Source organism: Thermocoleostomius sinensis A174 (genome assembly GCF_026802175.1).
Taxonomy (GTDB): Bacteria; Cyanobacteriota; Cyanobacteriia; order Elainellales; family Elainellaceae; genus Thermocoleostomius; species Thermocoleostomius sinensis.
Map to the genome: position 1 here is coordinate 716,718 of NZ_CP113797.1, position 15,327 is coordinate 732,044.

The 15,327-nt window shown below is 47.5% G+C and carries 14 protein-coding genes, 1 pseudogene and 1 riboswitch; of the genes and pseudogenes, 3 read left to right on the forward strand and 12 right to left on the reverse strand.

The genetic code is table 11. The annotated features are described in order from the left end of the window. Positions 1-2: 2 nt before the first annotated feature. The 9 genes and pseudogenes from OXH18_RS03045 to OXH18_RS03085 form a co-directional block, all read right to left on the reverse strand. The gene (locus OXH18_RS03045; protein ID WP_268610948.1) at positions 3-755 is read right to left on the reverse strand and encodes a hypothetical protein; all 753 of its coding nucleotides are present in this window, start codon (positions 753-755) and stop codon (positions 3-5) included. Positions 756-870: 115 nt separating this feature from the next. Further along, entirely contained in the window at positions 871-1,164 is a 294-nt protein-coding gene (locus OXH18_RS03050; RefSeq protein WP_268610949.1) for a DUF2103 domain-containing protein, read from the reverse strand. Between the two features lie 82 nt (positions 1,165-1,246). After that, on the reverse strand, positions 1,247-1,990 hold the full coding sequence (gene mtgA, locus OXH18_RS03055; RefSeq protein ID WP_268610950.1) for a monofunctional biosynthetic peptidoglycan transglycosylase: 744 nt from the start codon (positions 1,988-1,990) through the stop codon (positions 1,247-1,249). A gap of 221 nt (positions 1,991-2,211) precedes the next feature. Beyond that, positions 2,212-2,614, reverse strand: a pseudogene (locus tag OXH18_RS03060) (hypothetical protein). Positions 2,615-2,671: 57 nt separating this feature from the next. Continuing rightward, the gene (locus OXH18_RS03065; RefSeq protein WP_268610951.1) at positions 2,672-3,100 is read right to left on the reverse strand and encodes an HHL1-like protein; all 429 of its coding nucleotides are present in this window, start codon (positions 3,098-3,100) and stop codon (positions 2,672-2,674) included. A 164-nt stretch (positions 3,101-3,264) separates the two neighbouring features. Further along, complete coding sequence (locus tag OXH18_RS03070; protein ID WP_268610952.1) at positions 3,265-5,160, reverse strand: tetratricopeptide repeat protein; 1,896 nt, start codon at positions 5,158-5,160, stop codon at positions 3,265-3,267. Between the two features lie 97 nt (positions 5,161-5,257). Further along, positions 5,258-5,389: a hypothetical protein gene (locus tag OXH18_RS03075; RefSeq protein WP_268610953.1), complete on the reverse strand. Its 132-nt coding sequence runs from the start codon at positions 5,387-5,389 to the stop codon at positions 5,258-5,260. 8 nt (positions 5,390-5,397) lie between these two features. After that, positions 5,398-6,891: a sodium:solute symporter family transporter gene (locus OXH18_RS03080; protein WP_268610954.1), complete on the reverse strand. Its 1,494-nt coding sequence runs from the start codon at positions 6,889-6,891 to the stop codon at positions 5,398-5,400. An 84-nt stretch (positions 6,892-6,975) separates the two neighbouring features. After that, positions 6,976-7,077: riboswitch (TPP riboswitch) on the reverse strand. A 39-nt stretch (positions 7,078-7,116) separates the two neighbouring features. Next, positions 7,117-7,929: a DNA adenine methylase gene (locus OXH18_RS03085; RefSeq protein ID WP_315874656.1), complete on the reverse strand. Its 813-nt coding sequence runs from the start codon at positions 7,927-7,929 to the stop codon at positions 7,117-7,119. 401 nt (positions 7,930-8,330) lie between these two features. Between OXH18_RS03085 and OXH18_RS03090 the strand changes: the two genes are divergently transcribed. Beyond that, a complete protein-coding gene (locus tag OXH18_RS03090; protein WP_268610956.1) occupies positions 8,331-11,843 on the forward strand; it encodes a PAS domain S-box protein in 3,513 nt (1,170 codons plus the stop codon). Positions 11,844-11,910: 67 nt separating this feature from the next. On the opposite strand, the gene OXH18_RS03095 is transcribed toward OXH18_RS03090, so the two are convergent. Together OXH18_RS03095 and OXH18_RS03100 are read right to left on the reverse strand one after the other, a co-directional pair. After that, on the reverse strand, positions 11,911-12,540 hold the full coding sequence (locus OXH18_RS03095) for a methyltransferase domain-containing protein (RefSeq protein WP_268610957.1): 630 nt from the start codon (positions 12,538-12,540) through the stop codon (positions 11,911-11,913). Between the two features lie 16 nt (positions 12,541-12,556). Beyond that, positions 12,557-12,727 carry a hypothetical protein gene (locus tag OXH18_RS03100; protein ID WP_268610958.1) on the reverse strand — a complete coding sequence of 57 codons (171 nt, stop codon included), beginning with the start codon at positions 12,725-12,727 and terminating at the stop codon, positions 12,557-12,559. Between the two features lie 124 nt (positions 12,728-12,851). Here OXH18_RS03100 and OXH18_RS03105 point away from each other — a divergent pair, with 124 nt between their 5' ends. Further along, positions 12,852-13,595 carry a cytochrome c biogenesis protein CcdA gene (locus OXH18_RS03105; RefSeq protein ID WP_268610959.1) on the forward strand — a complete coding sequence of 248 codons (744 nt, stop codon included), beginning with the start codon at positions 12,852-12,854 and terminating at the stop codon, positions 13,593-13,595. 45 nt (positions 13,596-13,640) lie between these two features. Then, positions 13,641-15,053, forward strand: a complete 1,413-nt coding sequence (locus OXH18_RS03110) for a cytochrome c biogenesis protein (RefSeq protein WP_268610960.1) — start codon at positions 13,641-13,643, stop codon at positions 15,051-15,053. A 69-nt stretch (positions 15,054-15,122) separates the two neighbouring features. Here OXH18_RS03110 and OXH18_RS03115 read toward each other — a convergent pair whose 3' ends face one another. Further along, positions 15,123-15,323: a hypothetical protein gene (locus OXH18_RS03115; RefSeq protein ID WP_268609225.1), complete on the reverse strand. Its 201-nt coding sequence runs from the start codon at positions 15,321-15,323 to the stop codon at positions 15,123-15,125. Positions 15,324-15,327 lie beyond the last annotated feature (4 nt).

Consider the following 15,327-nt stretch of genomic DNA (forward strand, 5'->3'; position numbering starts at 1 on the left):
TCTTAGCCTTCCACCATGCGCGTTGTGCGAAATGTGACATTTACGCCTTCATTCGACTGCTCAAGCACGAGCAATGGCGTTGGTTTTGCTTTCTGATCCCAATGCATGGACACAATGCGTCCTTGGATCGTTGGTTGCCAATTGTCATGGTTTTGGCTCATAAATCGCTGCATACACTCAATAATTTGGCTGATAGTGGCTGAGGACGGCTGAGTTGGTAGTTTGGTTAGCTTCACTTGAATACGAAATAAAACGCGCTTCAATCCTTTGGGAGAATTGGACGGATCATATTCCACATCAAAAATTTCATCCACCTGTCGGCCAGTGCTAGCAATCCCCAGCAAACCCTGTTCCGCTTGGTTAGGACGTAGGGCGATCGAAATTTTTTCTTTGACCTTGATTTTAATTTGATTCATGATGATGAAGTGGAATTGTTCTTCTTCCATTCTCATCTTTAAGTAATCTAGATTAAACTCCCGCGAGTGAATCAAATCTGGATTTTTTTCCATCTTACTGATGGTATTTAGCGCAAATTTCAGCTTTTTTTGAAGTTCTCGGTTCTTAAATTCTTCAAATCGTTTTTGCTTCTCTAACTTAGCCGTTGACACTTTGGTATATACGGCCAAACCGAGCAGCAGTAATAGCAGCAGCCCTGATGTAATTGTCCAAGGATTTTGCAATGGAGAGGCTCCGGATTGAGCTTGGGTTCCTGTCTGAGCCAACCGGGGTTCTACGAAAACGATGAGGTTTGACATGGTTGAGCCTGTCAAAGACTTGAAAAATGACTGCTACTCTAGAATTCCCTGTAATTGTTTGGGAATAGCAGCATTCGCGAAAGAAGGAAGACATCAAAGCTCAACTAGGGTATTCCTACTGCATCATGGCCTGATCGATCGCCTTTTCTAAGGCTTCTTTGCTAAGAGTGGTGAGCACAAAAACTTCTTGCACAGATTTACCTTTGCGGGCAATCACCTTGAAGCCACCCCGAATAGGAACCGATACCTTAAGCTGCAAAGCTGGATGTTTCGATCGAGCAGGGCCAATCACCGCTGGAGTAATGGTAGAAATTCCCTCTACTTCAGTTAATCGTTCTAAGACAGCAATTAACCCAGCAATATGTGTTGAGTGGTTCCAAACAAGGCGACCTTTAGGTGACTGGGCCATGACAGTAAAAAAGAGTGAGAAGAGATACTCTTATTCTGTCTAGAAAATACCCGTCGTAATAGAGCAAATTTAACCAGAGCATTTATCCCTCCTCTGGCACCTGTTCAAGTGTTTGCAAATAATCCAACCCACCCAATTGTTCCATCTGTTGCAAAATCCAGCGTTGGCGCTGCACCACTGCTGAAGAAGGTGGATTCACTTGATAAACCGATGGGGCAGGTAACACAGCCGCCAAAGCCGCCGCTGCTTCGGGAGTGAGGTCACTCGCAGACCTACCATAAAATTGCTGGCTGGCCGCTTCAACTCCAAATACGGCTGGGCCAAACTGGGCAATGTTTAGATAAATCTCTAGAATGCGTTGCTTTGACCATAGCCACTCGATCAATACGGTAAACCAGGCTTCCAACCCTTTGCGAATTAAGCTGCGCCCTGACCAAAGATACAAATTTTTAGCGACTTGTTGAGTAATGGTGCTGGCTCCGCGTAATTCTTCTCCTCGTTGATAGTCTTCAACAGCCCGTTCCAATTCGGTTAGATCAAAGCCGCGATGAGTAGGAAATCGCTGATCTTCAGAGGCGATCGCCGCTAGAGGCATATAGGGCGAGATATTTGGATAGGGCTGCCAGATGTAGGCGTAAGGCTGCCTTGCTTCTGTAGCAAAATAGGTTTGCAGCATAAAACTACTGGTAGGAGGTGGCACCCAACGCCACGGGAGAACCAACAACAGCGACAACCCAGTCGCAGCAATTGCCAATGTGACAACAGCCCTGAGCAGTAGACAGAAAAGAGACGGGCGGCGCGATCGACGTTTATATCTTCTAACCAATGTCTCTATCCAAGATCAGCGACTCACGTAAGTATGACGAACTATTATAGTGCTTCTATTGTGCTTCGCGCCGATCGGTGTCAAAGGACACAACCTAACATTCGACTTGCCGACCTGTCTGCTTTGCTGGGTGCGTAGCCGAATGACATCGATCGCATACAAAGTAGCAAGAATGGTTAATAAATACAACGTAAATTCTTCAGCAGCGTTGCGCTGGATAGCTAGTCGGTTGGGTTTTGAATCCGTTGTTCAATGTCTTCTAGTGTTTGAATCACTAAACGTTTTGCCTGAAGTCGCCAACCCCACTGTTGCAGTTTAATAGCTGCATAGCCTGCTGCCGCTGTAATGACGAAATCTAATGGCTGAAACAGAGCAATTCCCAAAAGCAAGCTGAGTCCTGCAACACCCCAAAACGGCAGCGCTACTGTTTGTCGCTGGTTTTCGACTAATTGGCTCAAAGCATCTGTGGGCATTTCGGATTGCTGTAGCTTTGATCTGCCGTTGCTCTGTGAGTGGCACTGATAGACCAATTTTTTGTCGAAGCTTTTCAATCTTGCGGGCGTCAGTACTGTATTGTGTTAACTCATCCTCTGCCATGAGGATCAAGCGTTCCAGTTGTCCCATTTAGTTTTACTGAAAAAATTTTGTTGCACTAAATCACGGCTTCTAGCGGGCAATCGCTCAGGATGGTCGATTAAATACCGATTGCACTCGAGTACTAATTTGAGCCACAAGCCCTTGAATACCGTTAGGGCTGGCGCTAGGGGGAACGGCTAGTTGAATGGGTTCATCTTTATATTCCTTTAGCCGATAGCCATACTCCAACTGCTGCTGGTGCTTGCGCAATACCGGATAGAGGCGAACGGCTCCTTGCACTAGCTCATCTTGGCTACCAAAGATTGCTTGGTTGATTTGGTTAGAACGTTTTACTGCGATCGCACCCACTGGATACCAGTGCTTTTTGCCCTGAATGCGAATGTAGACTTCATACTCTGGAAAATTGTCCGATCGCATTTGATCTAACTGCTTAGCAGCCTCAGCCCGCTGAGTCGATCGCTTAGACGGCTTGGGAGGAGCCGGGGGTTTGCCAAAGCCAAGACGAGTGTTCATTGCCATCAACCTAAATTGTTATTAAAAGTGTCTTAATAAAAGTTTACAGCGTTTTAAGGAATTCTTAGCAACTTTTTGAGCAGGTTGCTTTAGATATGCTGGTTAGCTGTGCCAAACGCGGTAAATCATGCTAAGACGGCTCGATTAGAGGTCATTAATGAGCCTTAGCCTAGGGATTGTTTATAGTGTTCCAGCAACACCGGCAAGTGATCGTATCCATCCACGCCAATGATGGGAACAATGGCCGATCGATACTGCGATCGCATGGTTTGAAAGGTATCGCCCAGTTGTCCCTCAAGAATAGTCAGTAGCCCGGCCGCCTGTCGCCACTCATTGGCTTGAATCTGTTCCAGCAGATACATGCTGACGAACGCTGCAAACAGAGCTTGTTCGCGATGTCCTAAGCTGTAGTGAGCTTCGGCTAGATAGAGCAGGTTCAGTCCTTGCAGATATAAATCACCAGACTTTTGGGCGGCTTGAAAGCCTTTTTCCAGGTAAGGAATCGCCGCTTGAGGTTGCTCAATTAACACATAGGCAATGCCGAGGCTGTGATAGCACAGCGATTGACTTTGCCGATCGCCCAGCTTTTCGGAAAGCTGCAAGCCTTGTTGTAAATAGCTAATCGGTAATTCGTATTCGTCTGGGTCAATGTGTTCTAGCTGCCGAGCCGAAACAATTTCGCTGTAGCCAAGATTAGTCAACGCATTGGCTTCTCCCAATCGATCGCCCACCTGCCGCGCCAACACCAGCGCTCGCTGGCTGTAGCCGATCGCTTCTGTATAGTCTTTTTGCGCGACATAGATACGACTGAGGTGGTTGAGGTTAGCAATCTCACAGGCTTGGTCGGTCGCAGAGCGAGCAATGTCTAGGGCTTGTTGATGGAATTCAATTGCGCGATCGTAATCGCCCAATGCGCGGCGAGAATAGCCCAACAGCGTCAAAATGCGTGCTTTTTCTTGGGTTCCAGGCACCTGTCGCAGTGGTTCATCCAGATAATTCAGCGTTTCTTTCAAGTCGTTGCCGCCAAACAAAGCAAACACCCCTCCGTACATCGGGAAATAGGGCTGCTGGGAAAAGCGACGCAGAATTTGCAACATCATCTGAAAACAGCCTTGAGACAGACGGTGGCGATCGTCTGGACTAAGCGAACTGGCGCGCTCAAACCCCAACGACAACTGATTCCAGATCACAGCAAACGTCAGAAATGTAGCAACCGATTGCTTAGTCCCCCATTTGGAATCATAGGGTTGCTTTTCAAACCAAGTCACTAAGCCTCGCTGCAAAAACTGCAAAACAATTACTAATTCCACCCAATCCCGCACTGCAATCGTTGATTGACGCTGAATGGTTTCTTCAATTGATTGATTAGTGGTAATGACTTGAAACAACTGCTTGGGCAACGGGCTTGTCACCTGCTCAGCCCAGAGTTTCCATGGACCCCACTGACTGGGTGTACCTTCAAATCCGATTGCCGTAGGTACGTCATAGATCCAGCGAATCACATGATCTTCCAAGCGTTGTTGAGTTGCTAGCCCGCTATCAATCCCAGCGACAAGTTGCTGAATGACTTGCGGTTGTTCAATCTTTTTTGTTGAAATTGATTGATTTAATGACTGTACCAGTGCCTTTAACTGATCAGTACTCAATGCATTTGTCTGATTTGGATCAACCCAATCTAGCCAAGTTACTAATGTATCTTCCGAAGAAGATTCTATAATCGATCGAGTAGCAGTAGATACGGCTGCCGTCAGGTGTTGTTCTTTTTGGTAACGCTCCCATTCTCCTTGAATTGCCTGTAACGCTCGTAGAATGCGAGTTGCTTTTGCTTGTTTTAGTTCATCGTCTATTTGAAGCTGAGTTTGTGTTTCCTCAAAGCGGGTTGCCAAACAGCGCTCAAAGATTTCTCCGGTTCCAGCCTCCACATCCTGAACCAACTGTTGATAGATTTGTTCTTTAGACCGCAGTTTGCCTTTCAGCGTAATTTCCACAATTTGATTGATTACAGCAAGATAGCGATCGGCAAATGGGCGAGCATCGGGAGAGGAAGCGTCGGATGGCATGAGTTCAACCTCGATTCAACCTTGAATTCAACAAGAATCTGATATTCAGAGTAGCAAATTCAAGGCAATTACCTCTTCTGGGGTTTAATGGTGACGTTCAAGCCAAGATTTCCATTGGGGCGAGGGCAAAATCAGGGACAACGGCCGATTGGATTCGATCGGCTCCGCTGTACACCTTGTCTTCGTAGAGTTTACTAACCCGTTGGCAGGAGATTGGTGTTAGTCTCATACCTAAATTCAACAACGCCCCCGCATCCCTAATCCGTCTGTGTAAGCGCGAATCCGGGTTTGCAGTTGGCTAAAGTCAAAGTATTTGACTCGTCCTGTACTCGTTGCGTAGGTATTCCAGCCAAAGACGATTGCCATCGATACTAGCAGCGGTACACTGAAGCTCACGAGTAAATCACCACCGAATGGAATTGCCAACCACGGACTAAAATCAGGTTTGGGAAAGAATAGTGCTCCGGCGGCAATTCCGATGACGGCACTCCAGAAGGCCACTGCACCTGTTAGTTGCGACGAATATAACCCGTAGAGAATCGGGAAAATTGCACCTGCACAAACTAAGTCTGCTAACAAAAACAAATACAGCACGTTATAACCTTGTGCGGCAATTAGCACCGCTATTAGCCCGATTGATACGACCAAAAATCGGGAAATACGAAGCAATCCAGGCGATCGTAATTGTGGAAAAAAACGAATTAAATCTAGTGTGAAGACACTAGTGATGCCATTGAGCAATGTATCTAGACTGCTCATCACCAATGCTAACGCCAGAATTAAAACTATGATCGTGAACCATGCTGGCAGAGAAAGTGCTTGAATTAACGAAAAGAAGGCTCGATCATCGGTGAATCCTAGTCCAGCCGCAAAAATACCAAGCCAGCCAGCAATAAACAACATGGGTAATATCACTAAAAATGAGGTTAGAAACGAACGCTTTACAACTTGATTATTGCGACAAGCATAAATTCGCTGCCAATTTCCCTGGTTAAACATCTCTGCTGCTAATACAGCAATCACAAGCGTTGCGCCAAATTTTATACCAGGAAGATTGCCAAAGGACAACAGGTCAGGCGTAGTCGATCGCACAGGTTCCAGCGCGACCCCCACCCCACCCAGAGCAGTTACTGTCACGATCAAGCTCAGGAGCAACAACGGCACGATTACAATCAATTGAACCGCATCGGTAAAAATGGTCGTTCCCAAGCCGCCATAAGTCGTATAAACAAACACAGCAGTAATCACCACCAGCGCCGTCCAGCCCAACGGCACATCTGCCATAATCTGTACCGCTTTGGCAATGGCTGTCAACTCGGCCGCCAAGTAAATAAACATGTAAAATACAATAATTGTCAGTGTTAACCCGTACATGGCGTTGCCAAATCGATATAGCACATACTCATTCAGCGAATGCCCGTATGGCATTAACCGACGAATGCGGGGGCCAATGCCGGCAAATACAGCAGCTGGCGTCGCTTGACCAATACAGTAGCCAATAATGCCAACCAGCCCACTGGTCGCACCAACTTCGGGCGGACTAAACAAAATCCACGCCCCCATTGCAGAGGCAACGATGGTTGCAAACGCCATCCAACTGCCAAACTGATTACGGCTGACCATATAGTCTTCCAGATCAATCACCTGCTTGCTGGCATGGAGAAGACCTAGTAGCGCAAAAATACCGGCTGTCACCAAGGTAACTAACAGCGCGATCGCTCCAATTGACATGTGTCCTTCAACCCCTTCAGTCTAGAATTAACAGGGCTAGAGGCAAAAAGCCATGAGAGGTAGAAACGAACCCGTCTCTAGATGAAATCTCGACTCGTGCTTCCCTTCGCTGGCATTACCCAGTCTCAGGTTCCGAGGGTGTAATCTCAGCCTGGCATTTAGCATCAGGCACCCCTAGCTTGAGGTTAATCATAGCATTGTCGATCGTCGCATTCACAAAAATTGCTAGTAATTCTTGATGAATAATTCATTGCCTTTAGGCGCATACTTGCGACCGTAGTTGTTCATGCCGTACTGTAGCTTCCACTCTTCTATGATCTTGGCAAAGCTAAATAGCTCTCGAATTTCTGGAGAATCGTCATAGGTAATCAGCCAGCGATGGGAACATTGTTTCATGCATTCAGCAAAGCGATGATGATCGAACGAAGTGTGCAAATCGCCTTTAATGCCATAGAGTTTGGATTTGGATGCTTTCCAGTAGGGCGGATCGAGAAACAGAAATACTTGTTTTCCCTCGGCTTGCAATAGACTTTCATAGTCTCCCCAAGTGATTTTCGTATTGACCAAATAGGGCGTTATTTGCCTTAGGCGATCGATTGATGACCAAGTAAATCGCGTTTCAAACGCCTGCTGAGAATAGCCGCCCGAATCCATCACACCAGAAAAGGTAATGCGATTCATAATAAAAAAACGAACAGCCCGATCGAACGCAGATGAAACTGATTTAGGTTCTTTTAATTTGGTATACAGTTCACGACCATCAGAATAGGTTTGTTTCAATACGGTGATGGCCGATAACAATCGATCGATGTCTGTTCTTGCGACTTTCCAGAAACAGTACAGATCATAATTTAAGTCATTAATCCAATAACTATATGCAGTAGACTGTCGCAGCGAGCTAATTGCCAAAAAGACCGAACCACCTCCGATGAACGGCTCGCGAAATTCAGTAATATCACTAGGAATTTGCGGCAAAATTCGATCGATCGCTTTAGATTTTCCACCCGGATAGCGTAACGGGCTTCTCACAAACGATATTGACTGGTTCATCGAGTGACGATAGAGGTGAGCACAATTGGGGTAAACAAAATTGTAGAAGAGTAACGGTGTAGAGGGCGCAAAAAATTATGAAGCATTGCTGCTTGAGTGTGTACCTGCTGAGATTCACCTGAAAGAGAGCTTGAAAGTCAATGCTAGGCTGATAAGCTAGAAAGCATGAATGTACAAAACTCTGGATTTATTTATAGTTTTTTCAAGAATCTATAGTTAACGGCTAATATAGGGGCATCAATCTCTTCAATGCTGCAAGACGCTTCCAAAATCGGTCTTCGTTAGGGTGAAGGTAGGTATAGGTACTCGCGGGGTTTGTCCATGCAGGAACGATCTCCAGATTTTGCTTTCAGGTAAATCAGGTAGCCAAGTTAGATATGGAAGCTGATATGAGCCAGTCTCGTGAAGAACTGTTTGAAGAAGTGAGGCAACTGCGGTTGCGCGTCGCAGAACTTGAAACACAGTTGGCGGCTCAGTCCACTCCGGCAGTCGATCGAATCACCGATGGTTTCCTAGTTATCGATCGCGACTGGAAAATTGTTTACCTCAATCACTATCTTGAAACCGTCATTGACAGACCCCGGATTGACTTGATTGGGAAAAATGTGTGGCAGGAATATCCGCAGTTGGTAGATTCTGACATCTATCACAACTATCATGAGGCAATGTTGACAGGGCGTCCTATTCACTTTGAAGCGTTTGAGCAGGTTTTTCATCGCTGGTGGGAAATTCACGTTTATCCTGATGCAACAGGGCTATCTATCTTCATCAAAAATATTGATGAGCGCAAGCAGATTGAAACAGAGCAACAAGCGTTACTTGCAGAACTAACCGCCCTACAGGCGCGGTATGCCGTGGCAGATCAAGTTAGTCATCAAGTTCTCTACGAGTGGAATGTTAAGGCCGATCAAATCCTATGGGGAGCCAACACAGAACGAATTTTGGGCTATCCGGGTCCTGTCATGCCACAAACGTTAGATCAATGGCTGGTCTTGGTTCACCCAGACGATCGCCCGCTCACACGTCGCACAATTGAGCAATCTTTGGCTGAATGTTCTTGCCTCCGAGCAGAATATCGGGTTCGTCATGATCAGGGACATTATGTTTGGATTAGCGATCAATGCCAGTTGTTGTTGCACCCTGACGGCAGCGTCGATCGCGCTGTTGGGGCGATTGTAGACATTACCGATCGCAAACAAGCAGAACAAACCCTGCGCGAGCAAGAAGAACTCTTTCGCCAAATTACTGAAACAATTCAGGAAGTTTTCTTCATTTGCGCCGCAGACTATAGCCAAATGTTTTACATCAGCCCGTCCTACGAATCCATTTGGGGACGTTCTTGCGAGAGCCTCTACCAAAATCCAGCAGCTTGGCTCGATTCAATTCATCCTCAAGATCGTAATCGCGTGGTGGTTGCCCTAGAGCAACAAGCTCAAGCAGATTCCTTTTCTCAGGAATACCGAATTATTCGACCTGATGGCTCAATTCGCTGGATTTTCAGTCGATTGTCGTTCATTCGGAATCAATCAGGAGAACTCTACCGCATTGCTGGAATTGCCGAAGATATTACCCAACGCAGACAGACCCAAAACGCTCTCAATGAATTGGCAGAATTCAACCAACACCTGATTGATAGCATCCAAGAAGGTGTCATTGTCTACGGACTAGATTTTCGCTATTTGGTGTGGAACCGAGCCATGGAACAGATGAGCGGTTTACGAGCCAGTACCGTTTTGGGCAAACGACCGCTGGAGGTGTTTCCATTTCTAGAAGAAACTGGCATCTATCAACTGTTGCTTCGATCGCTTGCTGGGGAAACGATTACGGCTCCAGATATCTATTTCCACATCCCAGAGACGGGTAAATCTGGTTGGACTTCCGCCAAATTCAGCCCTTTTCGTGACGCGAAAGGCAACATCATTGGGGTGATTGGCATCATTCATGACATTACTCATCGCAAACAAGTAGAACAGGTCCTGGAGCATCGACATGCGTTTGAACGGCTATTGGCTCAACTTTCGGCTGAATTCATTAATCTACCGTTGAACGACATAGATGCCCATCTCCAGCAGGGGCTTCAAACGATTGCCACCTTTGCCCAAGCTGATTGGGGTTGGATTTATCTCTATACCAATCATGAAACAGTTGCGACAAAAATATACGAATGGGTTGCACCCAATATCACGTCGCCGTTAGAAAACCTTTCAAGTCTCTCCATGACAACATTTGCATGGTCGATCGAGAAAATGCGTCAATTGCAACCGCTGTTTGTGGCAGACATTGCAGCATTACCACCTGAGGCCGAGGCTGAACGAGCTTCGGCTAGGGCGATCGGAGCTACCTCATTTTTAGCAGTTCCGTTAACCTATCAGGGCAATTTGATTGGGTCATTGGGGTTTCACACCTTTGGGCGCTCTATGTCCTGGTCACCCGAAGATATCAACCTGTTCATGATGGTGGGAACCATTTTTGCTGGTGCTATTCTGCGAAAGCAGAACGAACTGACGAATCAGACGGTGCTTCAGGCCATTCCCGATTTAATGATTCGCTATGATCGAAAGGGTGTATACCTCGATATGGTGAATCCAGGCCGTATTAGGCTACTTAAACAGAAAGATGAATGCATTGGTAAATCGCTTCGTGAAATCTTTCCGCCTGATTTAGCTGAAGAAAGACTATATTACATTGAGAAAGCGTTTGAAACCAACACAATGCAAATCTATGAGTATGAAATAGAGGTGGCAGGGGAAATTCTCCATGAGGAAGCTCGAATCATTGTTAGTGGTACAGATGATGTGTTATGTATGGTTCGTGATATTGGCGATCGCAAGCGAGCCGAACAAGCTCTACAACAACAAGCTGAACGATATAAACTAATTACAGAAATTACTCAAAACATTCATCAGTCGCTTGAGTTAAGCCAAATTTTAGACACAACTGTGACTGGAATTCGCCAGCTATTACAGACCGATCGAGTTATATTCTACAGCTTTAAAGATGATTGCAGCGGAGTTGTCATGGCGGAATCCGTGAGTCCGGAATGGCCTTCTTTGCTGGGACAAACCCTGTTCGATAGCTGTTCTACAATTCAACAATGCTTCGCGTTGCACAAACAAACTGGGCATATGATTGCCGATATTCACTGTACAGAACCTGCCCCCCCCTGTGGTGCATTGTTACAGAATCTACAGGTGAAATCTAACCTTGTGGCACCCGTCTGGCAAGGAGAATTTTTGCGCGGCGTGCTGATGGCTCAACAGTGTGCTGAATCCCGACAATGGCAACCGTCCGATATCGATTTGCTGAAGCAATTAGCGAACCAAGTTGCGATTGCGATTTATCAATCTGACCTCTATCAACGTCTCCAGTCGGCCAATCAAGAACTGCAACGTTTAGCCTCCCTAGATGGATTAACTCAGGTTGCCAACCGTCGTCATCTTGATGAATATCTTGCTTGGCAGTGGCAACAGCTTCAACGAGATGGCACCCCTCTGAGCCTTATTCTTTGTGACGTTGATGCGTTTAAGCTCTACAACGATCATTATGGACACCAAGCCGGGGATGACTGTTTGAAGCAAATTGCGCAAGCGATCGCTCAAACCGTTAAACGTCCTAGTGATTTAGTAGCTCGTTATGGAGGAGAAGAATTTGCGGCTGTTTTGCCCAATACCAACCTTGAGGGAGCCAGGCATGTTGCACTGAACATTCAAACACAAATTGCTCAACTTCACATTCCTCACGCTTGCTCACCTGTCAGCGACTACATCACCCTCAGCATGGGGATTGCGTCGGTAACTCCAACGACAACCACAACTCCAAAAATGTTGATTGCGAAAGCTGATCAAGCACTATATGCAGCAAAATCTCAAGGACGCAACGCTTACTGTATCAACAACGATTAATACGTATCAGCAACACTGCTTACCAGAACACTTTGGCTGGTCAGTTCGCTGGTTTGACATCGCTGCTTCATTTTTTAGCACGAAGCCGAACTAAGTATTCTTCATCTTTACGACTCTCAATCGAATTGGTGGGCTGCACGATCGACACAATTTCAAAGGCGGGAGAAAACCGTTGGAGGATTTCGTCGGGGCTGGTGCCAAAGGGCGGGCCGCCGGGACGATTGTGGGCCCAAAACAGGGCAATCAGTTCACCATGCGGCCGCAAAATCGATCGCACCAGATAGACATAATCTTCGCGTTGTTCGGGCAAAATGGCACAATAACAAGTATGTTCCAACACATAGTCGAATTGGTGGGCAAATTCAGCAGGTAAGTCAAAAATATCGCGTTGTAGAAATTGCGCTGACACACCGCGAGACTGAGCCGCTGCCGTAGCTGCCTCGATCGCCGAGGGAGCAAAGTCAAACCCCACCACCTCAAAGCCTCGATCGGCAAACAGGAGGGCGTCGTGGCCCCGTCCAGCCCCCAATACGGCAATTCGTCCCGGCTTAGGAGCATCCGCAGCGTCTAGCAGCGTCACAAATGGTGGAGCAGGTTGTCCCAAATCCCAACGAGTTGTGCCTTCTTGATAGCGGCCTTCCCAGAAGTCGGGGGTGAGGGGTTGGGGGTTGGGGGGTAAGGGTTGGGAGTGGGACATAGGATTAGGGAGAGGGTTAAAACGGTTGAAGGAACCAGGCTCCAATTGGGGAGTGGAGCGCATGGTGGCTGCGATCGAGGGCTGCCTCCAGAAGAAATAGGGTCAGCCCCAGTAAAACCTGAGAATTTTGAATTCGTTTACTTCCCTGTTGAAGCATGGCATAGGCAAGAATCTCGGTACTTCGCACATCGATTACCCAATATTCTGCAACTCCTAATGGTTCGTAAAGCGCTCGCTTTGTTTACATTGCCCCAATCTCCCGAACCTTCCTCGATACAATGATAAAGTGCAACCGTGTTATGGAGTGCCGCATGATCGAGACGTTACAAACCTGGCTTTACCAATTGGAACACTACGCCGATAGCGTGGTTTCAACTCAGTTAACTCACCTGACGATCGTCAGCGTGGGCATTATTTTCCTGGCAGGATTATTGACCAGCCTGACGCCCTGTATGCTGTCGATGCTGCCAATCACGATCGGGTACATTGGCGGTTACGAAACCCGGACTCGACTACAGGCAGCGGCCCAATCGACTTGGTTTGCTCTGGGACTGGCAACCACTCTAGCAGCATTAGGGATTGTGGCGGCGGTGGCAGGCAAAATCTATGGACAGGTGGGGATTGGGTTGCCCATCATCGTTAGCATTATCGCGATTTTGATGGGCTTGAACTTGCTGGAAGCCTTACCCCTGCGACTTCCAGCTTGGGGCGGCATAGAGTGGATCTCTAAAGATTTGCCCGAAGGCGTGCGATCGTACCTAATAGGCTTGACCTTTGGGTTGGTGGCTTCCCCTTGCAGCACCCCGGTTCTGGCCACCTTACTCGCCTGGGTTTCTACCACGCAAGATCCCCTATTGGGCAGCGTGTTGCTGCTAGCGTATACAGCGGGATATGTCGCTCCTTTGATTTTGGCGGGAACCTTCACCGCATCGATCAAGAAATTGCTGGAGGTGCGACGTTGGTCTGGATGGATTACGCCTGCTAGTGGGGCGCTATTGGTAGGATTCGGGGTGTTTTCGCTATTGTTTCGCCTCTTCCCATCTGGCAGCGTTTAAGTTGAGCCTTTGTATGATTCTTTTTTACAGCCAGTTTTGATATCCATGACTTTAAACACGTCTAACAACTCCTCTAAAAACACGGCAGTTGATACGTCAGACCCACCCTCCACCACGTCGATCGGGCTACTCAAGCGATTGCAACGCTACTGGAAACGAGAACTGATTCCCCTGCTGGCCGATTTGCGTTTGGCGATCGCTCTTCTGTTAGCCATTGCCGTATTCAGCGTGACGGGAACCGTAATCGAGCAAGGACAAACGCTCGCCTTTTACCAAGCCAATTATCCCGAAGACCCGGCCTTGTTTGGATTTTTGACCTGGAAAGTAATTCTGACCCTCGGACTCGATCACGTCTATCGCACCTGGTGGTTTTTGGCCCTGTTGATATTGTTTGGCTCCAGCCTCATGGCCTGCACTTTCAAGCGTCAGTTGCCGGCGTTGCGCTGGTTTTCCCGTACCTGGAATTTCTATAGCCAACCGCGCCAGTTTGAAAAATTTGCCCTCAGCGCCGAGTTCGATCGCGGTTCCTTAGATCACTTTATTCCGCTATTACGGCAGCGCCGCTACAAAATTTTTCAAGAAGGAAACAAGCTCTATGCCCACAAAGGAATTGTCGGACGAATTGGCCCGATCGTCGTCCATGTCAGCATGTTGCTGATTTTGGCAGGATCGCTATATGGGGCCATGACCGGATTTTTTGCCCAAGAAATGGTTCCCAGCGGCGAAACCTTTCAAGTGCGTAATATCTTTGATGCGGGGCCGTGGGCCGCGGCGCAGATTCCCAAAGATTGGTCGGTGAAGGTGAATCGGTTTTGGATTGACTACACCCCCGATGGCACAATCGATCAGTTCTATTCCGATCTGTCGGTGCTGGATCAAGCCGGACAGGAGATCGATCGGCAAACCATTCACGTTAATAAACCACTGCGTCACAACGGTGTCACCTTCTATCAGGCTGATTGGGGCATTGCGGGCGTACAGTTTCGCCTTAATAATAGCCCTGTGCTGCAACTGCCGATGGCCCTGCTGGATACGGGCGGCAATGGACGGTTTTGGGGCACGTGGATTCCTACCAAACCAGACATGAGCGCTGGCGTTTCTGTGGTGGCTAAAGATCTTCAGGGTACACTGCTGGTGTATGACATGAACGGGCAATTAATCTCCACCGTGCGCGAAGGCATGGCTACCCATGTCAACGATGTGGATTTGGCGATCGTTCAGATCATTGGCAGCACTGGGTTGCAAATTAAAGCAGACCCCGGCATTCCTCTAGTCTATGCTGGATTTGGACTGCTGATGGTCGGCGTGATCATGAGCTACATCTCGCACTCGCAAATTTGGGCCTTGCAAACCGAAAACGGCAAGTTTTATGTGGGTGGCCGCACCAACCGCGCCCAAGTTATTTTTGAACGGGAAATGATTGAAATGCTAAATCAAGTTAGGGATGTGAAAGGATGAAGAATGAAGAAAGGAGTAGGTAAGTGGGTGAGCGCATTATTCCCCACTCCCCACTCCCCATTCACCGTTCTACCGCACCAACACCGTCATGTACTTGCCTGTGGCAAACGGAGCCGGAACGATCGGCGTAAACTGCACCCGGTCAGTGGCAATCTTGCGCACATAGAACTCATTGATCTGATGTATCACTTGGTCGCGTGTTCCGATAATCCAAATCTGTACCCGATCGCTTTCCTGAACGGGCAATTCGCGATTCCATTCTCCAGTCATGGTT